Source organism: Serratia sp. G204Y, assembly GCF_051172435.1.
GTDB lineage: Bacteria > Pseudomonadota > Gammaproteobacteria > Enterobacterales > Enterobacteriaceae > Serratia > Serratia sarumanii.
In genome coordinates this window covers 96,207-114,118 of the sequence record NZ_JBPIZA010000004.1, presented here as the reverse complement: position 1 = coordinate 114,118, position 17,912 = coordinate 96,207, and the positions used below count along the sequence as shown (strand labels likewise).

Here is a 17,912-nt window from a genome sequence, read left to right as displayed (position 1 = left end):
TGCCGCTTCCTGGTTTTCCATCGTCGGAGCGTCAGCGCCGGGGGGCAATAAGCTTTTGCTTCGACGATCACTAAACCGGCGTGCGCGAAATAACGCCTTACACCTCCTCTAGTGCATTGAGTTTCCCTATAACAATAAATTTCGCGCCATCATGCCAACGAGTACGGAGATAGCCCGTGAATGACAAGACATCGCATCCTTTAGCGGTTAAAACACCGCTTTCCAAACTTTACCTCGCTCTATTTTCTGCGCCGCTGTTGATGCTGGCGCCCGCCGATATCGCTCGCGCAGATGATGCCATTTTTGATGGCGACGCAAAAATTACCGAATCATTGGCCTACACCGGGGACGTTTACGTCGGCCGTAATCAAAGCGGCAACCTGCTGATCGATAATGGCAAGATCAGCGCCTATAACATCAATATCGGCCGGATGTTCAACGGCCAAATTCATGAAAGCCTGGTCACGGTCCGCGGGCCGAACGCCGAGCTGAACGCGGTGAACGATCAGTTCGTGCTGCGCGGCGGCCTGAATCTGGGGCGGGGCACCCTGCGGGTTGAAGACGGCGCGCTGGCCAGCGCGAAAGAGATCGTGGTCGGCACCACGCGTGGCTACGACAGCCATCTGATCGCCACCGGCGCCGGTTCTCGCGTCACCAGCAATTTTCTCAGCGTCGGCACCGATTTAGGGGCACGATCCACGCTGGCGATTGAAGACGGCGCGGTGCTGAACACCGCCTTTGACGCGCGCATCGGCAATGGTAGCGGGCCGGGCGAGACCGATACGCTGAGCCCGAAAGCCACGGTCACCGGGGCCAATTCCCAATGGAACGTCGGCCGCGCGCTCACGCTTTACGGCGATCTGGACGTGCTGAACGGCGGCGCGGTCAGCGTTGGCAGCATCGAAGTGGCGGGCGTCTCCGGCGCGCGTAAAACCGCCGAGCTGACGATCGCCGGCAACGGCTCACGGTTTACCAGCGGCAGCAGCGTCAACGTCGGCGATTACGGCAACGGCGTGCTGGCGGTCATGGACGGCGGGACATTCTCCGCCGGCGGCAACGAAGTGGTGCTGGGCAAGACCGGCTCCGGCTCTAACCGCGGCGCGCTGATTATCGGCAGCCGCGGCAACATGGACACCGGCACCGGGTTGACTGAGCCGACGCTCGGCGCGGCGGGCGCCGCAGGCACCATCGATGCCCAGACGGCGATCGCCCTGCGGGGCGGATTGTTCCGCAGCTATGTGTACTTTAACCATACCGACGGCAATTACGTTTTCAGCAACAAGATGAGCGGCGAAGGCGAGGTGATCAACAGCGCCGGGCACACGACGCTGAACGGCGATCTCTCTGAGCTGCAGGCGAACGTCACCGCGCGCGGCGGCAAGCTCATCATCGCCAGCGACATCAATACCCAGAAAGAAGACGACATCTTCGAGATCCAAACCCTCAGCGCAGAGAACGGCGGCACGCTGATCCTCAACGCGACGGCGGGTTCCGACGTCAATAACGGGCAGGGCTACAGCAGCGCCGCGTCGATCAAGGCCGGCGGCACATTGGGCGGCAACGGCACGCTGGGCCAGACCGAGATCCAGTCCGGCGGCCATATCTCGCCCGGCGACGGCAATATCGGCACGCTGACGCTGAAACGCTACCTGAACTTTATCGGCGAATCCTTCTACGACGTCGATATCGCCGGCGACGGCCGCAGCGACCAGTTGCTGGTGGCGGGCAAAACCACCATCAGCGATCGGGCCAAGGTGCAGGTTACGGCGCTGGATCCGCAAACCAGCTATAAAACCGGCCAAAGCTATCGCATTCTGACCTCGGACGGCGGCATTGACGGCCAGTTCGCGGCGGCGGTCTCCAAGTCTGCCTTCCTCGATGTAGCGCTGAATCACAGCGCCAACGCCGTGGATCTGACCATCGCGCAGAAAGACACGGGCGGTGAAAATCCAGGGGGCGAAAACCCGGGTGGAGAAAACCCAGGCGGTGAGAATCCAGGGGGCGAAAACCCGGGTGGAGAAAACCCAGGCGGTGAGAATCCAGGGGGCGAGAACCCGGGTGGGGAAAACCCAGGCGGTGAAAATCCGGGGGGCGAGAACCCAGGCAGCGGCAAGCCGGGCATTTTCCAAACGGTGGCCGAAAGCGGCAACCAGTGGAATACCGCCGGTGCGCTCTCGACGCTGACGCAGAGCGGCCCTTCGTTGGCGCTGTACAACTCGCTGCTGCTGCTGAGTGCGCCGGAAGCGCGCGAGGCGTTCAATCAGCTGTCCGGCGAAGTCTATCCGTCGATGCAGTCTAACCTGATCGCCGGCAGCACCCAGCTGTTCAACGTGCTGAACCAGCGCATGCTGCGCCTGTTCGACAACGACAGCCTGCCGATACCGCCGTTGGCGATGTCGCTGGTGCAACCGGCGCAGGCGCAAAACAGCGGCGTCTGGGGGCAGACCTTCAGTTCCTGGGGCAGAAACAGCGGCAACGGCAACGTGGGCAAGCTGGATGGCAACACCACCGGCTTCCTGTTGGGGGCGGATCGCAAGCTGGCGGACCATAACGTGCGCATCGGCGGCTACTTCGGTTACAGCCGCGGCGACTACGACGTCGACAGCCGCCGTTCCAAGGCCGATACCGACAACTACCACCTCGGCCTGTATGCAGCGGGGCAGCAGGATGCGTTCTCGCTGCGCGGCGCGCTGGGTTACACCTGGCACAAGATCGAAGGCAAGCGCAACGTCGATTTCAGCGGCTTCTCGGATCGGCTGAAGTCGGACTACGATGCCAACTCGCTGCTGGCGTTCACCGAAGCGGGTTACCGTTTCGGCCAGCCGGAGATGAACGTCGAACCGTTCATCAACCTGAGCTACATCCGTCTGCATACCGACAGCTTCCAGGAGTCGGGTGGCGCGGCGGCGCTGAGCGTGCGCAATGAAACGATGAACACCTTCTACTCCACGCTCGGGGTGCGCGGTGTGACCGAACTGCCGAAGAACGTCAGCCTCTACGGCTCGCTCGGCTGGCAGCACGCCTACGGCGATAAGAACACCTCATCGCGCATGGCGTTTGCCGGCAGCGACGCGTTCGTCACTCAGGGCCAGGCCGTGGATGACAACGTGATGGTGGGCGATATCGGCGTGAGCGTGAAACTGTCGCGCGCCGCGACGCTGGATGTCGGCTATCAGGGGCAATTCGGCGCCGATACCCGCGTTAATTCGGTCAACGCCAACCTGCGCTGGTCGTTCTGATTCTTCCTCTAGACTTCTCTGGTACTGACTGGCCCGCTTGATGCGGGCCTTTTTTATGGTGAGGGCTCAGTGGCGGCCTGTGGCTGACTTTTATGATGAAAAAGCCCGCGCAACGGCGGGCTTGGCGAGAAGCGTGAGCGGGGGTTAACGCCCTTTTTTCTTGCGCCCTGGCTGGGTAAAGCGCTTGCGGCCGGCCGGCGCAGCGGCTTTGTCGGCGCTTTTGGGGCCGCCGGCACTCGGTTTTTTCGCCGCGGCGGATTTGGCCGGAGCCTTCTTCGCCGGCTTGGCCTCGGATGAAGAGCCTTCAATCAGTTTGAACAGCTCGATCAGCTCGTCATCGCTCAGATCGCGCCATTCGCCCAGCGGCAAGCCTTTCAGGCTGACGTTCATGATGCGCGTGCGTTCCAGCTTGGTGACCTCGTAGCCGAAGTGTTCGCACATGCGGCGGATCTGGCGGTTCAGCCCCTGCACCAGCGTGATGCGGAACACGAAAGGTGCCTCTTTCTTCACCTTGCACTTTTTGGTCACCGTGCCCAGCATCGGCACGCCGGCGCCCATGCCGCGAATAAACTCGTCGGTCACCGGCTTGTTGACCGTCACCAGATACTCTTTCTCGTGATTGTTGCCGGCGCGCAGGATCTTGTTGACCAGGTCACCGTGGTTGGTCAGAAAGATCAGCCCCTGCGAATCCTTGTCCAAGCGGCCGATCGGGAAAATGCGTTTGCTGTGGTTGACGAAGTCGGCGATGTTGTCGCGCTCGCCGTCTTCGGTGGTGGTGACGATGCCGACCGGCTTGTTCAGCGCGATCAGCACCAGATCTTCTTCATTGCGCGGTTCGATCAGCTGACCGTTAACCTTCACCACATCGCCGGCAAATACCTGAGCGCCAACGGTGGCGCGTTTACCGTTGATGAAAACGTTGCCCTGTTCGATGTATCGATCGGCGTCGCGGCGTGAGCAGATACCGCTCTCGCTAATGTATTTGTTCAAACGAATGGATGAGTTAGTCAGCATGGGATCTCCGTAAAACGCGGACTATACATTACCTGCAGGGGATTGCGGAAGCTGTTAGAGAATAGATGTAATAGCTCAAGGTGATGCACGCGCCATCAATGCTGATTGGGCCTTACTCATTGCTGATTCTATCATCACGAGTTAACAATATTCACAAAATCAATAAGATAGATAAAATCTTATTTGCTGGATATTATCGGTGCTCAGCCAAAGGATGGGGGAAATAAAATGCTTCGCTGCTTTTTAGTTCATAATGGAAACAAAATAAACACTCTGTTGTGTCAAGGGGTTGGGATGTTCTCTGTGTTTTCTGGTAATAAACAGTATACAAATCAACCAGGATGTACAGATGTTCCCAATCACGGGGCTATACCAGCCGGTACTTACTGGATTGTGGATCGGCCATCCGGTGGTTTAAAGTCGCAGACTATTACTTTCATAAAAGATATTGTGACCAATGTAGATCACAATAGTTGGTTTGCTTTATACAGAGATGATGGAACAGTTAACGATAGAACATGGATTAACGGCATTATGCGTGGGCAATTCAGGTTGCATCCAATCGGTCCACTTGGATTATCCGAAGGATGTGTAACCTTTTATTCCCAAAACGAATTCAATCGTCTGCGAGCTGCATTGCTGAAATCGAAAACAGCCAGAGTTCCGGGAACGACATTACAGGCATATGGGACTATCGAGGTGAAAGGCTATGAAAAAACTTGCCCTGTTGCTCGCTAACGCATTGGCTGTTGTTGGGCTGGCTGTGCTGACAATAAAGCTTTTTCCTGTACCCAGGCTAAACCAGGATCAAACCGCTTGGCTGATTGACGCCAGCGAGTTTTTCCATTTTAACGATACGGAATGGTTTGGTGCGCTCATTTTTGGCGCGGTTTATCTGCTGGCCGGGTGTTTGGAATGGCTCTTTATCCGCCAGGTTTTTCAGCGGGTGAGCTGCGGGCACCGCCACTAACTCTCATCACCGTTCCTCCACCTTCACCACCCGGGTATTCAGCGGGGTGAGCGTCTGCCCGGCGCTGCCGATCGGCGTCAGGCGCGGGACGGGGCGGCCGCTGTCGCTTTCCACCAGCGTTGAGTGCGCTTCTCCCTCGGCGAACAGATGATCTTCCCCCCACTGGCGCAGGCCGACGATCACCGGAAACAGCGCGCGGCCTTTCTCGGTCAGCACATATTCCTGATAGGCGCTGCCGTTTGCGGCGGGCACGATTTCCAGCACGCCGTGCGTCACCAGCGCGCGCAGGCGGGTGGCAAGGATGTTCTTCGCCATCCCCAGCCCTTTTTGAAATTCGCTGAAGCGGGTGACGCCGTCGAAGGCGTCACGCACGATCAGCAGCGACCACCAGTCGCCAATCACATCCAGCGTGCGCGCCACCGGGCACGGCGCGTCTTCCAGGCTTTTACGTTTCACGACGGTTATCTCCAACTGCACATTCTGGTTGCATTATAAAACCTCTGCGCCTAAAGTTCATTGGGTTTAATAATGAAACCAGATTGAGGTATGCGATGAGCGACAAACTGCTGGATCCCCCCTGTGCGGCGCTGGGGCGCCTGCCGGCCCCTCTGGTGCTGCTGCTGGCCGCCGCCAGCGCCTTTAGCGTGGCCAACGTTTACTATGCGCAGCCGCTGCTGGACGCCATCGCCCATGATTTTTCCATCAGCCTGGCGGCGGTCGGCATGGTGATCACCGTGACCCAACTGGGCTGCGCGCTGGCGCTGCTGTTGGTGGTGCCGCTTGGGGATCGGCTGAACCGGCATTGGTTGCTGGCGGGGCAACAGCTGGGGCTGATCGGCGCGCTGCTGCTGGTGGGCTGGGCGCAAAGCGCGCCCTGGCTGCTGGCGGGGATGTTGCTGGTAGGCTTATTGGGTACCGCCATGACGCAGGGGCTGATCGCTTTCGCCGCAGCACTGGCGGCGCCGCAGGAGCGCGGGCGGGTGGTTGGTGCGGTGCAGGGCGGAGTGGTGTTGGGGTTGCTGCTGGCGCGCACCCTGTCCGGCGCGCTGGCGGATGTCGGCGGCTGGCGCACGGTGTACTTCTTCTCTGCCGGGGTGACGCTGGTATTGCTGCCGATCCTGTCGCGCCTGCTGCCTGCGCCGCGCACCGCTCCCAGTACGCTGAGCTATCCCGCGCTGCTGCGTTCAATGCTGACCCTGCTGCTGCATGACCGCACGCTGCAAATTCGCGGCATGTTGGCGCTGCTGATGTTCGGCGCTTTCAGCCTCTTTTGGAGTTCGCTGGTGTTGCCGCTGAGTCAGGCGCCGTTCAACTTCACCCATGCCGCGGTGGGGGCGTTCGGCCTGGTCGGCGCGGTGGGCGCGCTGGCGGCGGTGCGCGCCGGGCATCTGGCGGATCGCGGACTGGGGCAGGTGGCCAGCGGCGTGTGTCTGCTGCTGCTGACGCTGGCCTGGCTGCCGCTCGGTTTACTCGGCAGCGGCCTGGTTTGGCTGGTGGCGGGCATCGTATTGCTGGATCTGGCGGGCCAGGCGATCCACGTGCTGAACCAGAGCATGATCTTCAGCGCGCACCCGCAGTCGCACAGCAGGCTGGTGGGCTGCTACATGCTGTTTTACGCCGTCGGCAGCGGTCTGGGCGCCTTTGCCGGCATCCATATGTACGCCTGGGCGGGCTGGAGCGGCGTCTGCTGGCTGGGGGCGGGCGTCAGCCTGAGCGCGCTGCTGTTTTGGCGGCTGACGCTGCGCGGCATGCCGCCCTCAGCGGCGGCGGTGGAGCAGTGAAAGCTGGAAGCCCAGCGCACCGCACAACTGCTGAGGCGCGGTGAAGCCGCTTTCCGCCAGGAGGAGACGGCTGCGTGCCGCCGTCATCGGGTGCCAGTTGCGGCGGGTGCGTTCGATCACCTCCTGCGCCTGCGCCGCCGAGTGCCCGGCGCTTTGCAGCCAGTGTTGGTAGTGGCTGGCGGGCAGGCCCTCCGGTTGATAGTCGAACAGCAGCAGCGGTGCGGCGGGGGAGAGGCGCTGTGCCAACTGCTGCAGGAAATCCAGTTTGGTGCCATCGTCGGCGATAAAGTGCAGCACCAATGAGCACACCGCCGCGCCGTGGCGGGTTTGCGGCGCTTGTTGCAGCAAGGTGGGCTGGAAACTCACCCGTTGTGCATAACCCGCGGCTTCGGCCTTGGCGCGCGCGGCCGCCAGCATGCCGGCGGAGGGTTCCACTGCGCTGAAACGCCAGCTGGCGTTGGCGGCGGCCAGCGCCGACAGTTCGCTGCCGGTGCCGCAGCCGGCCAGCAACAGCGTGGCGTCATTCGGCAGCGTCTGCGCGAGCGTCGCCGTCAGCAGCGACTGAGCAAACTGATAGCCGGGCACCAGGGTCAGAATACGGCGATCGTAGTCCGCCGCCGCGGCATCGGGGAAGCGTGTATCCGTTTGATGTTGCATAACCTTCCTTGCAAAGTTCATTGAGAGAGACAAGGAAGGGTATGCTTAAGTGATAATGAAATCCATTATCATTAATGAGTTCTGTGACGGGAAAGGCGGCGTTAGCGGGCCGGCGAATGCAGCAGGTAATAATCTTCTTCGCCGTCGTTGCCGGTAGAGATGATGCGCCAGCCGTGTTTGCGGTAGAACGCCAGCGCCTTTTCATTCTTCACCAGGCATTTCAGCGAGCCGGTGGCGGTGAAGGTAGCTTCCGCCGCCTGCAGCAGCGCACTGCCGACGCCGCGCGGCGGCTGATGGGGATCGACATACAGGTTATGAATGAAGTTGTCTTCGCGGTAGATGGAGACGAATCCCAGCAGCGTGCCGCCGTCTTCCGCCACCCAAATCGCTTCGCCCAGCGTCGCGCCGTCGAAATCTTCCAACTGATAGTTTGAGGTATCGCGCCAGCCGAACGCCGCCTTGCGCGACGCCAGGTACAGCGTGCGCAGAAAGGGGCGATCGGTTTCTTGATAGGGTCTTATCTGCATGGCATCTCCCGGTGGTTTGTGCTCACTATAGCGCATAGCGCGGTGTATGCCTGCCGGGCCAATTTATTCGCTTGTTTGTCTGCGTCGCCGCTGGCATGATCCCCTGCAGGGATTAACGCAACGTTGATCACAACCTATTGATTTTCATGACTCGGGGTGCCCTTCTACGTGAAGGCTGAGAAATACCCGTATTACCTGATCTGGATAATGCCAGCGTAGGGAAGTCACGGCCGCCCAGCCGGCGCCGCCTTCTTGAACGCCGGTTGGGAGGAATATGATCGCTCGACCTGATGCACTACCCGGCGCGCGCGCCGCGGCCTGTCTGACCCAATTCCAACAGCGGCCTCCGTTGATCCACTGCCTGACCAACGAAGTGGTGCAATCGCTGACCGCCAACGTGCTATTGGCGCTGGGTGCCTCCCCGGCGATGGTGGTGGAGCCGCAAGAGGCGGCGCAGTTCAGCGTGCTGGCCGACGGCCTGCTGATCAACGTCGGCACCCTCAATGCGCTGCGCGCCGAATCGATGCGGGTGGCGGTGGCCGCCGCCAATCAGGCCGGCAAGCCCTGGACGCTGGATCCGGTGGCGGTCGGCGCGCTCTCCTACCGCACCGCCTTTGCTAAACAGCTGCTGGACGAGAAACCGGCGGCGATACGCGGCAACGCCTCGGAAATCATGGCGCTCAGCGGGTTGCTGGCCAGCGGCCGCGGCGTGGACAGCGGCGACGATTCGCTGGCGGCATTGCCCGCCGCGCGTGAGCTGGCGCAGCGCAGCGGCGCGGTGGTGGCGGTCACCGGCGCGGTGGATTACGTCACCGACGGCCAACGCGATTGGGCGATCGAAGGCGGTTCCCCGCTGATGACGCGGGTGGTGGGCACCGGCTGCGCGCTGTCGGCGGTCGTGGCAGCGTTTTGCGCCCTGCCGGGCGATCGCCTGGACAACGTGGCGACCGCCTGCCGGGTGATGTCCCACTGCGGCGGCCTCGCGGCCAGACAGGCCACCGGGCCGGGCAGCTTTACGCCGGCGTTCCTCGATGCCCTGTATCAGCTGCGCGGGGAGGATCTGTGATGAAACGCATTAACGCCCTGACCATCGCCGGCACCGATCCCAGCGGCGGCGCCGGCATTCAGGCCGATTTGAAGGCTTTCTCGGCGCTCGGCGCCTACGGCACCTCGGTGATCACCGCGCTGGTGGCGCAGAATACCCGAGGCGTGCAGTCGGTGTATTACATCGATCCGGCGTTCGTCGCCGCGCAGCTGGACTCGGTGTTCAGCGACGTGCGCATCGACAGCGTCAAGATCGGCATGCTGGCCAACGCCGACATCGTGCAGGCGGTGGCCGAACGGCTGCGCCATTACCGGCCGGAATTCGTGGTGCTGGACACCGTGATGCTGGCGAAAAGCGGCGATCCGTTGCTGGCGCCGGAGGCGGTGGCGTCTATTCGACGCGAGCTGTTGCCGCTGGTGTCGATCATTACGCCGAACCTGCCGGAAGCGGCGGCGCTGCTGGCGTGCGCGCCGGCGGAAGATGAAGCGCAGATGCGCGAGCAGGGGCGGGCGCTGCTGGCGATGGGCTGCCGGGCGGTGCTGATGAAGGGCGGCCACCTGAGCGAAAGCGAGAGCCCGGACTGGCTGTTTACCGCAGAAGGCGAGCAGCGCTTTACCGCGCCGCGCGTCGCCACCCGCCACACCCACGGCACCGGTTGCACGCTCTCGGCCGCGCTGGCGGCGCTGCGCCCGCGCCATGCCGACTGGGCGGCTACAGTGGCCGCCGCCAAGGACTACCTGCAACAAGCACTGCAACAGGCGGACACGCTGGAAGTGGGGCACGGCATCGGGCCGGTGCATCATTTCCATGCCTGGTGGTGAGTCAACTTTTTGCCGCAACCGTGGTCTGACTAGTTCAGGCCCGGTTTTATGGGCGAAACCTGATTTAACCTAGGGAGAAGGACTATGACGGGACACCAGGCGCTGCGTTGCGCCCTCTTCGGCGCACTGCTCAGCTTCAGCGCGGGCAGCTTTGCTCAGCAGATCGTCACCACGTCGGATTTGATTCAGCAGCCGGGGTATCAGGCCAGCTGGCAAAACATGGTGAAAGGCCAGGCGCGGATGCCGGGCTGGGCGCGCAAAGGCGTCGGCACCTCGACGCCGGCGCAGAACCTGAGCTGGAAGGGCAAAGAGTATCTGGTCGGCAATCTGTGCAAACCGCACGACTGCGGCAACAACTTTTTGATCGTGGCGTTCAGCGCGGACAAATCCCAGGCCTGGGGCGTGCGAGTGGCGGTGGAAGACCGGCCGGAAGCCGTCGACCATCCGAAGAAATACGCCAAGTATCAGTGGCTCGGCAAGCCGGATGATGACATGAAAGCGCTGCTGAAGCAGCAGTTCGAGAACAATCCCGACTGGAAATGATCTGACCGGGGGTGCCGGTGACGGCGCCCCCGGCGTTGATCAGCCGATGCCGGCCTGATGCAGATCGTGCAGGTTGAGCGCCCCTACCAGCACGCCGTCCATATCGACCACCGGGGCCGCGCTGATGTGCTGTTCGTGCAGCGCTTCCAGCGCCTCGCCGGCGCGCCACTGCTCCGGCAGCCGATAGCCGGGGCGGGTGATCGCCGGGCTGAGCGGATCCTGCAGGCTGTTGCCCTTCACCAGCCAGCGGCGCAGGTCGCCGTCGGTAAACACGCCCACCACCCGTTGTTGCGCGTCGCAGACCGCCACTAACCCGAGCCCGGTGCGGCTCAGCTCCAGCATCGCTTCCATCACGTTGGCGCTTTCGCTCACGCGCGGCAGGCGATCGCCGGTGCGCATCAGGTGATGCACGCGGTTCAGCAGGCGCGCCCCCAGGCTGCCGCCCGGGTGCGAGCGGGCGAAATCTTCCGCGTTGAAACCGCGTTGGCGCATTAGCGCCATCGCCAGAGCATCGCCCATCATCAGGGTGTTGACCGCGCTGGAGGTCGGTGCCAGCCCCATCGGGCAGGCTTCGCGCTCGACGCCGATATCCAGCACGCAGGCGGCGGCCTGCGCCAGCGGCGACTCTTTGCCGCCGGTGACGGCGATTACCGGAATGCCGTTCTCCGCCAGCAGCGGCAGGATCAGATCCAGCTCTTTGGCGCGGCCGGAGTAGGAGATGAACACCACCACGTCGTCGGCGCCGATCATGCCGAGATCGCCGTGCAGCGCCTCCGCCGGGTGCACGAAGAACGACGGCGTGCCGGTGCTGGCCAGCGACGCGGCGATTTTCTTGCCGATATGGCCGGATTTGCCGATGCCGGAAATCACCGCTTTGCCGCGGCAGTTCAGCAGCAGTTCGCAGGCGCAGACGAAGTTGTCGTCCAGGCGCGCCAGCAGGCGTTGCGCTTCGGTCAGCTCGATCTCCAGCGTTTCGCGGGCGAAGGTGAGCAGGGCGTTGGCGTTACTCATCGGGGTCTCCTACCAGAAGGATATTGATGCCTTTCGCCTGCAGGGCGGCGAGGTAATCGGGGTTGATGTCTCGGTCGGTGATCAGCGTGTCGACGGCGCTGAGTTCGCACACCACGTTCGGGCTCTTGCGGCCGAATTTCGAGGAGTCTACCAACAGAATAATGCGGCCGGCGGCTTCGCACATCGCTTTGCTGACGTTGTGCACTTCGTTGAAGGTGGTGACGCCGGCGTTGAGATCGACGCCGTCCGCGCCGATAAACAGCTTGTCGAAGCTGAACTGCTGAAACGCCGATTCGGCCAGGCTGCCGTGGAACGAGGCCGATTTTTTGCGGTAGGTGCCGCCCGGCATCAGGATGGTCTGATCGTTGTCCAGCTCCACCAGCGCGTTGACGATGGTCAGGCTGTTGGTCATCACCGTGATGTTATTGAACTGCGCCAGGTGCGGCACCATCTGCAGCACCGTGCTGCCGGCGTCGAAGATCAGTGAGTCGCCGTCGGCGATCAGCGCCACGGCGGCGCTGGCGATGTGGCGTTTTTTCTCGGTGTTGATATGGGTTTTGCGGTCGATCGGCTGATCGCCGTCGTCGCGGCTGAGCACCACGCCGCCGTAGGTGCGGATCACCTCGCCTTCTTCTTCCAGCAGGGTGAGATCCTTGCGGATGGTGGTGCCGGTGGTGGAGAAATGCTCGGCCAGGGCGTCCACTGCCGTTTTGCCATGCCGCTGCAGATATTCAAGGATAGCGGCCTGCCGCTGCTTTGGTTTCATCGCGATTCCCGTTCACAAGAGTTGGGCATTTCCCCTCGCTGAATAATTCACTATGAAAGGTAATGTCTTTTAATGTGAAAATATCACGATTTGGGTTCAATCGCTAACGATAGTGCAGACTGGCATGCGCGATCCTCGGGGAAGATCACATCCGGGCGCAAATCCCGCTGATGCAAACCGTGCAATCGAGGCAGCGGGCGGGGCCGGGCGAAAACGGTCAGGCCGCGCAGCAACAGGCTGCCGCACACCCGTCGCTCGGCGTCGAAGGCCAGCGCCAGCACCACTCGCGGGCGGAAACGGCCGCCGGAACGGCCGACGCCGACGCCGATGGCGCCCAGCCGGCACAGGCCGTCGAAGGCGCGGTTGAAGCGCTGCAGTTGCCACCAGCCAAAGGCGATTTGCAGCAGCCAGGCCAGCAGCGCGAAGGCGATCAGAGCTTGAGTCATGGGGTTCTCCTTAGGCCCACTTGCGCGGAAGGGGGCGTCGATGGCGTCAGAACATCACCTGGCCGCCGGTGATATTGATCGACTGGCCGGTGCAGTAAGAGGCCTTGTCGCTGGCGTAGAACAGCAGGGTGTTCAGCACGTCCTGGTAGTCGCAGCCGCGCTTCAGCGGCACCTTGTCGATGTAGTACTGCTCCACCTGGTCCGGCGCGATGCCCAGTTTTTGCGCGTACTGCGGCAGCAGCGACTGGAACATCGGCGACTTCAGCAGGTTGCCGAGCATCAGCGAATGCACGGTAATGCCGTACTCCGCCAGATCGAGCGCCAGCGACTGCGTCAGCCCCACGCCGCCGAACTTGGCGGCGCTGTAGCCGGAGTTGTGCTTGCTGCCGACCTTGCCGGACTTGGAGTTGATCTGAATGATGCGTCCGGCGATGCCGTCGCGGATCATCAGGCGCGAGAACTCGCGGGCGCAGAGGAAATAACCCACCAGGTTCACCTGCAGCGAGCGATCGAAGTCGCCCAGTGGGAAATCGGTGATCGGCGCCGCCTTGGCGATGCCGGCGCTGTACACCAGCAGGTTGGCCTGGCCGAACGCCCGGTCAACCGCCGCCGCCAGCGCCATCACGCTCTGCTCGTCGGTGGCGTCGGCCTGAAAACCGCAGGCGCTGCCCGCGCCAAACGCTTCGTTGATCTGCTGTGCCACCTGATTGGCATTGTCGGCGTTCAGATCGGCCACCGCCACCCGATAACCGGCCTGCGCCAGCCCGTGGGACAAAAAGGCGCCTAACGTTTGGCCGCCGCCAATCACTACAGCTACTTCAGACATGGTCTACTCCTTATGCGATAAATGACAGCGTGCTGCCCAACGGGATATCGGTCGGCGTCGGGCCGGATACGTGGATCGAGCCGGGGAATTCGGCTTCGGCTTCGCCGTCGAAGCGCACGGTGATGTGGCCCAGCTCGCGCAGATTCTGCGTGGCGACGCTGCCGACGGCGGTGATGGCGTAGCGCCGCTGCGCCAGTTCCATCACGCCGCCGACCTGCAGCTCGCCGGCGGTCGCGCCGTGGCGGTGGATGAAGCAGAACTCTTCGATATCCGCCGGGGCGCCTTCACGGAAGGTGATCAGCATGTTGTCCAGCAACGCGTCGCGGGCGCAGCCGCCGATCTGCGTGATGGTGGTGTGAAAAATGGTGTGCATAAACGTCTCCCAGGAAATCAGCTTATTGATAAATGAAGGCCGAGGCGGCCCAGGCGATCAACACCGTCGGCGCGCCGGTAAGGAAGCGGCCGACCAGCACCGAAGGCACGCCGACCCGCACGGTGTCCTGCTTGGCTTCCGCCAGCGACAGGCCGACCGGAATGAAGTCGCAGGCGGCCTGCGCGTTGATGGCGAACAGCGCTGGCAGCGCCAGCTGCGGCGGAATATGGCCGAGGCCGATCTGCACCCCGACCAGCACGCCGATCACCTGGGCGATGACCGCGCCGGGGCCGAGGAACGGCGACAGCAGCGGGAATGAGCAGATCAGCGCCAGCGTCACCAGGCCGATCGGGCTGTTGGCCAGCGGCGTCAGGCCGTGAGCGATAAAGTCCCCGAGGCCGGAGGCCATGATGATGCCGATCAAGGCCGAGACGAACGCCATAAACGGCAGGATGGTCTTCAGCACGGTGTCGATGGTGTCGCGCCCGGCCTGGAAGAACACCGCCACCACCGATCCCATGCCCATGCCGACCTTCGCCAGCAGCCCGTCGCTTTGCTCGGTGATCTTCTTGCTGGTGTCGTAGTCGCGCGCCTTGGGCGGCGCTGCAACGGTGGCGGCGGGTTGGCTATCTGCCGCTTCGATTCGGCTGATGTTGTGGTCGCGCACGCCGGAGACATAGATGTCTTCGAGGATAAACTGCGCCAGCGGGCCGGACTGGCCGGTGGCGTGGATGTTGACCGTCGGAATGCGGCGTTTCGGGTACAGGCCGCAGCGCAGGGTGCCGCCGCAGTCGATCACCGCCACCCCGATCTCTTCCGCCGGCGGTTCACCTTCTTTGAAGCCGTCGACGGCCGGCCAGCCGGTCAATTCGCTGAGGCGATCGACGATCGAAGGTCGTGTGCCGGCGGTGATGTACACCACTTTCTTGCCGGGCTCTATCGGCAGCTCCAGGGGGCCGCCCCAGCCGCTGGCGCCTTTTTCAATACGGATATAAGCACTCATGCTGCACTCCACGAATTAAAGTTGCACCTGGCGATCCAGACGGATGCCCATCTTGCGTTCGAACAGGCTGGTGGTGAGATCGGTGACCCAGCCGCGGAAGAAGTTGGTGAACAGCCCCACCAGGAAATAACTCACCGCCAGCGGGCCGAGCGGCAGGCCGAGGGTGGTCAGGCCGCTGGCGATGCCGAGGTAAACGAACAGTTCGCCCGGATTGATGTGCGGGAACAGGCCGTTCATCGAGTGGCAGCTGTAGGAGGCCGCCGCGTAGTAGCTCGGCTTGTATTTCTCCGGCATGAAGCGCCCCAGGCTGAGGGTCATCGGGTTGCAGAAGACAAAGGTGCCGATCAGCGGCAGCAGCAGATAGCGCGAGACGGGGTTGCCCGCGCAGCGCTGTGCCAATCGTTCGATACGTTCCTGGCCAACAAATTTGATCAGCGCGTTCATGATTACCAACAGGCTGATCAACAAAGGTAAAATGCCGGTCACCATGCCGACAAACACTTCACCGCCTTTCTGAAACAGGCCGATAAACCACTCGGCGCCGTGGGTGATTAGCTCAATCATTATGTTCTCCTGTTATGGACTGATATGGCCTGGAGCGAACGGCGGCTCTGTCGCCATGGGCCTTACAGTAGTCACTTTGTTGGGCTATTTGTTTTAAATAGATCACACTTTGAAAGATAAATATTTTATTTTGAAAGTTTAAAGTGAAAGAAAGAGAAGGTCTGTGGCATGAGGGGGAGAGCGCGGGCACAAAAAAGCCCGGTGAACCGGGCTTTGGGGAGGGGGTATACGGAAATCGCCGTTGTTAGCGTGTTTCTGTTACTGCTCGAGAATCTTTTGTATTGTCTGTACGGAAGCACCGTTTCTTTCGGCCGTTTGGGCCAGTTCTTGCTTTTGTTTGTCTTTTTCAGCGATTGCCATATCTTTGGCGGCGGCTATCGCGGCCAGGAAAATTTCTTTTTCCGTCGCGGTGAGCGGGCCTTGTAGTCTGGCTTCGCAGACGCGATACAACGTATCGCGGATAAAATTTACCGTGGTGGTGCGCCGAGCCAGATCGATTACGGCGGTGCTGAACTCTGCATCGCCACTGACTTTTTGAATTTGTTCCGTACTCATTTCAGCTTTCAGCGCGGCAATAACGGACTGCGCGACATCAGGCGGTGGAGCCACGCAGTACTTGATATTTGAGTCTGCGGGAATATAAATGGCGCTGCTTCTTGTTGAGTCATAGTCAAACCAATACGTTTCTCCAGGTTTCAACTCATGCCTAGAGGCCGGAGATTTAAATAGCGCGCAAGACGATAGCGAAAGGATGAGCAGGGAGATGATTACAATATTGACTTTCATGATGGCACCACCATAAAAATGTGGATTAACTAGCGTAAAATTTAGTCAAAAGTCCATAAATAACAATGGACTATAATAATTATTAATGCGCTAAGTTTTTGTGTTTTCGGAAAAGGTGGGAAATTTGAAGTTTGATAAGGTTAACTTTCAATCTTTAATGATTTATGTCGTTCTCTTTCGCATATTTGGAATAAAAAAAGCCCAGGGAGATTAAATAAAAACCAGCTCTTATTTTTGCTCATAAAATACATTCGGTTGCATTATTTCCTTGTCAAGACCTCCCTCGATGCACAAAAAAGCCCGGCGAACCGGGCTTGGGGACAGGCGGTCCGTCACATCAGGCGATGGTGACCTTCTTGTCCAGGTAGGCGTCTTGCACGGCGTTGATCAGCGCCACGCCGTCTTTCATCGATTTCTTGAACGCCTTGCGCCCCAGGATCAGGCCCATGCCGCCGGCGCGTTTGTTGATCACCGCGGTGCGCACCGATTCCTGCAGGTCGTTCTCACCGGCGGCGCCGCCGGAGTTGATCAGCCCGGCGCGGCCCATGTAGCAGTTGGCCAGCTGGTAGCGCACCAGATCGATCGGGTGATCGGTGGTCAGCTTGGTGTAGACGCGATCGTCGGTATAGCCGAATTTCACCGCGCGGTAGCCGCCGTTGTTTTCCGCCATTTTCTGTTTGACGATGTCGGCGCCGATGGTGGCGGCGATGTGGTTGGCCTGGCCGGTCAGATCGGCGCTGGAGTGGTAGTCCACGCCGTCCTTGTTGAATGCCGGGTTGCGCAGATAGGCCCACAACACGGTGACCATGCCCAGCTCATGCGCGCGCTCGAAGGCGATCGAGATCTCTTCGATCTGGCGGCGCGACTGCTCGGAGCCGAAGTAAATGGTGGCGCCGACCGCCACCGCGCCCATGTTGAACGCCTGCTCGACGCTGGCGTACAGGGTCTGGTCGTACTGGGTCGGGTAGCTCAGCGTTTCGTTGTGGTTGAGTTTGACCAGGAACGGAATTTTATGCGCGTAGCGGCGCGATACCGACGCCAGCACGCCGTAGGTGGAAGCGACGCAGTTACAGCCGGCTTCAATCGCCAGCTCGACGATGTTCTTCGGATCGAAATACAGCGGGTTGGCGGCGAACGAGGCGGCGGCGGAGTGCTCGATGCCCTGATCGACCGGCAGGATCGACAGGTAGCCGGTGCCGGCCAGGCGGCCGTGGTTGAACAGGGTTTGCATCGAACGCAGCACGCTGTTGGGACGGTTGTTATCGATCATTACGCGGTCGACGAAGTCGTCGCCCGGCAGGTAGAGATTCTCGGCGGGGATAGTGGTACAGCGGTGTTGCAGCAGATCTTCCGCTTCCTTTCCTAGCAACTGCACAATATCAGTCATGATTCACTCCCGATTAAGCTTCTTCATACACCGGCAATGCAAGGGTTTTTGACCACCGGCGCAGTAAAAAAGCGGTGATTGAAGCTGTAAAGCGATACTACCGAACTGGATCCGGCAAGGACAAACAATAGATGCGATTGAGAGGAAATGCCA

The 17,912-nt window shown here is 61.1% G+C and carries 20 protein-coding genes and 1 riboswitch; of the genes, 7 read left to right on the top strand and 13 right to left on the bottom strand.

The annotated features are described in order from the left end of the window. Positions 1-176 precede the first annotated feature (176 nt). The gene (locus ACSBQQ_RS18835; RefSeq protein WP_039568505.1) at positions 177-3,239 is read left to right on the top strand and encodes an autotransporter outer membrane beta-barrel domain-containing protein; all 3,063 of its coding nucleotides are present in this window, start codon (positions 177-179) and stop codon (positions 3,237-3,239) included. A 144-nt stretch (positions 3,240-3,383) separates the two neighbouring features. Here ACSBQQ_RS18835 and rluF read toward each other — a convergent pair whose 3' ends face one another. Then, positions 3,384-4,253 carry a 23S rRNA pseudouridine(2604) synthase RluF gene (gene rluF / locus ACSBQQ_RS18830; RefSeq protein ID WP_039568501.1) on the bottom strand — a complete coding sequence of 290 codons (870 nt, stop codon included), beginning with the start codon at positions 4,251-4,253 and terminating at the stop codon, positions 3,384-3,386. Positions 4,254-4,436: 183 nt separating this feature from the next. On the opposite strand from rluF, the gene ACSBQQ_RS18825 reads away from it, so the two are divergent. Next, positions 4,437-4,991: a DUF2778 domain-containing protein gene (locus ACSBQQ_RS18825; RefSeq protein WP_223182026.1), complete on the top strand. Its 555-nt coding sequence runs from the start codon at positions 4,437-4,439 to the stop codon at positions 4,989-4,991. After that, positions 4,963-5,223, top strand: coding sequence for a DUF1158 family protein (locus tag ACSBQQ_RS18820; protein ID WP_033648856.1), 261 nt, complete (start codon positions 4,963-4,965; stop codon positions 5,221-5,223). The genes ACSBQQ_RS18825 and ACSBQQ_RS18820 overlap by 29 nt, the downstream gene beginning before the upstream one ends. Positions 5,224-5,229: 6 nt before the next feature. Here the strand turns inward: ACSBQQ_RS18820 and ACSBQQ_RS18815 are convergent, their stop codons facing one another. After that, a complete protein-coding gene (locus tag ACSBQQ_RS18815; RefSeq protein ID WP_041038082.1) occupies positions 5,230-5,679 on the bottom strand; it encodes a winged helix-turn-helix transcriptional regulator in 450 nt (149 codons plus the stop codon). A 95-nt stretch (positions 5,680-5,774) separates the two neighbouring features. Between ACSBQQ_RS18815 and ACSBQQ_RS18810 the strand changes: the two genes are divergently transcribed. Further along, the gene (locus tag ACSBQQ_RS18810) at positions 5,775-7,004 is read left to right on the top strand and encodes an MFS transporter (RefSeq protein ID WP_060428958.1); all 1,230 of its coding nucleotides are present in this window, start codon (positions 5,775-5,777) and stop codon (positions 7,002-7,004) included. Here the strand turns inward: ACSBQQ_RS18810 and ACSBQQ_RS18805 are convergent. Then, positions 6,981-7,661: a methyltransferase gene (locus tag ACSBQQ_RS18805; protein WP_033648854.1), complete on the bottom strand. Its 681-nt coding sequence runs from the start codon at positions 7,659-7,661 to the stop codon at positions 6,981-6,983. The two genes, ACSBQQ_RS18810 and ACSBQQ_RS18805, sit on opposite strands and share 24 nt — an antisense overlap. A gap of 101 nt (positions 7,662-7,762) precedes the next feature. Next, the gene (locus ACSBQQ_RS18800; protein WP_033648853.1) at positions 7,763-8,188 is read right to left on the bottom strand and encodes a GNAT family N-acetyltransferase; all 426 of its coding nucleotides are present in this window, start codon (positions 8,186-8,188) and stop codon (positions 7,763-7,765) included. Between the two features lie 142 nt (positions 8,189-8,330). Continuing rightward, positions 8,331-8,427, top strand: a riboswitch (TPP riboswitch). A 35-nt stretch (positions 8,428-8,462) separates the two neighbouring features. On the opposite strand from ACSBQQ_RS18800, the gene thiM reads away from it, so the two are divergent. From thiM to ACSBQQ_RS18785, 3 genes are all read left to right on the top strand, one after another. Next, the gene (gene thiM / locus ACSBQQ_RS18795; RefSeq protein WP_033648852.1) at positions 8,463-9,254 is read left to right on the top strand and encodes a hydroxyethylthiazole kinase; all 792 of its coding nucleotides are present in this window, start codon (positions 8,463-8,465) and stop codon (positions 9,252-9,254) included. Beyond that, entirely contained in the window at positions 9,254-10,054 is an 801-nt protein-coding gene (gene thiD / locus ACSBQQ_RS18790; RefSeq protein ID WP_033648851.1) for a bifunctional hydroxymethylpyrimidine kinase/phosphomethylpyrimidine kinase, read from the top strand. Before thiM ends, thiD begins: the two co-directional genes overlap by 1 nt. Before the next feature lie 84 nt (positions 10,055-10,138). Further along, a complete protein-coding gene (locus ACSBQQ_RS18785; protein WP_033648850.1) occupies positions 10,139-10,597 on the top strand; it encodes an inhibitor of vertebrate lysozyme family protein in 459 nt (152 codons plus the stop codon). 39 nt (positions 10,598-10,636) lie between these two features. Here the strand turns inward: ACSBQQ_RS18785 and gutQ are convergent, their stop codons facing one another. The 9 genes from gutQ to fbaB all read right to left on the bottom strand — a co-directional run bounded on the left by gutQ (position 10,637) and on the right by fbaB (position 17,759). Then, positions 10,637-11,608, bottom strand: coding sequence for an arabinose-5-phosphate isomerase GutQ (gutQ, locus tag ACSBQQ_RS18780; protein ID WP_039568480.1), 972 nt, complete (start codon positions 11,606-11,608; stop codon positions 10,637-10,639). Next, positions 11,601-12,374 carry a glucitol operon DNA-binding transcriptional repressor SrlR gene (srlR, locus tag ACSBQQ_RS18775; RefSeq protein WP_033635559.1) on the bottom strand — a complete coding sequence of 258 codons (774 nt, stop codon included), beginning with the start codon at positions 12,372-12,374 and terminating at the stop codon, positions 11,601-11,603. The genes gutQ and srlR overlap by 8 nt, the downstream gene beginning before the upstream one ends. A gap of 83 nt (positions 12,375-12,457) precedes the next feature. Continuing rightward, positions 12,458-12,820, bottom strand: coding sequence for a transcriptional regulator GutM (gene gutM, locus ACSBQQ_RS18770; RefSeq protein WP_060428956.1), 363 nt, complete (start codon positions 12,818-12,820; stop codon positions 12,458-12,460). Positions 12,821-12,866: 46 nt separating this feature from the next. Continuing rightward, positions 12,867-13,646 carry a sorbitol-6-phosphate dehydrogenase gene (gene srlD, locus ACSBQQ_RS18765; RefSeq protein WP_041036296.1) on the bottom strand — a complete coding sequence of 260 codons (780 nt, stop codon included), beginning with the start codon at positions 13,644-13,646 and terminating at the stop codon, positions 12,867-12,869. 10 nt (positions 13,647-13,656) lie between these two features. Continuing rightward, the gene (srlB, locus tag ACSBQQ_RS18760) at positions 13,657-14,019 is read right to left on the bottom strand and encodes a PTS glucitol/sorbitol transporter subunit IIA (RefSeq protein ID WP_021504438.1); all 363 of its coding nucleotides are present in this window, start codon (positions 14,017-14,019) and stop codon (positions 13,657-13,659) included. Between the two features lie 22 nt (positions 14,020-14,041). After that, the gene (gene srlE / locus ACSBQQ_RS18755) at positions 14,042-15,022 is read right to left on the bottom strand and encodes a PTS glucitol/sorbitol transporter subunit IIB (RefSeq protein ID WP_033635556.1); all 981 of its coding nucleotides are present in this window, start codon (positions 15,020-15,022) and stop codon (positions 14,042-14,044) included. A gap of 15 nt (positions 15,023-15,037) precedes the next feature. After that, a complete protein-coding gene (gene srlA, locus ACSBQQ_RS18750) occupies positions 15,038-15,586 on the bottom strand; it encodes a PTS glucitol/sorbitol transporter subunit IIC (protein ID WP_004941528.1) in 549 nt (182 codons plus the stop codon). 258 nt (positions 15,587-15,844) lie between these two features. Further along, positions 15,845-16,372 (bottom strand): hypothetical protein, encoded by a 528-nt coding sequence (locus tag ACSBQQ_RS18745; protein WP_041036286.1) that lies wholly within the window; start codon positions 16,370-16,372, stop codon positions 15,845-15,847. Positions 16,373-16,709: 337 nt separating this feature from the next. Then, positions 16,710-17,759, bottom strand: a complete 1,050-nt coding sequence (fbaB, locus tag ACSBQQ_RS18740) for a class I fructose-bisphosphate aldolase (protein ID WP_033635553.1) — start codon at positions 17,757-17,759, stop codon at positions 16,710-16,712. Positions 17,760-17,912 lie beyond the last annotated feature (153 nt).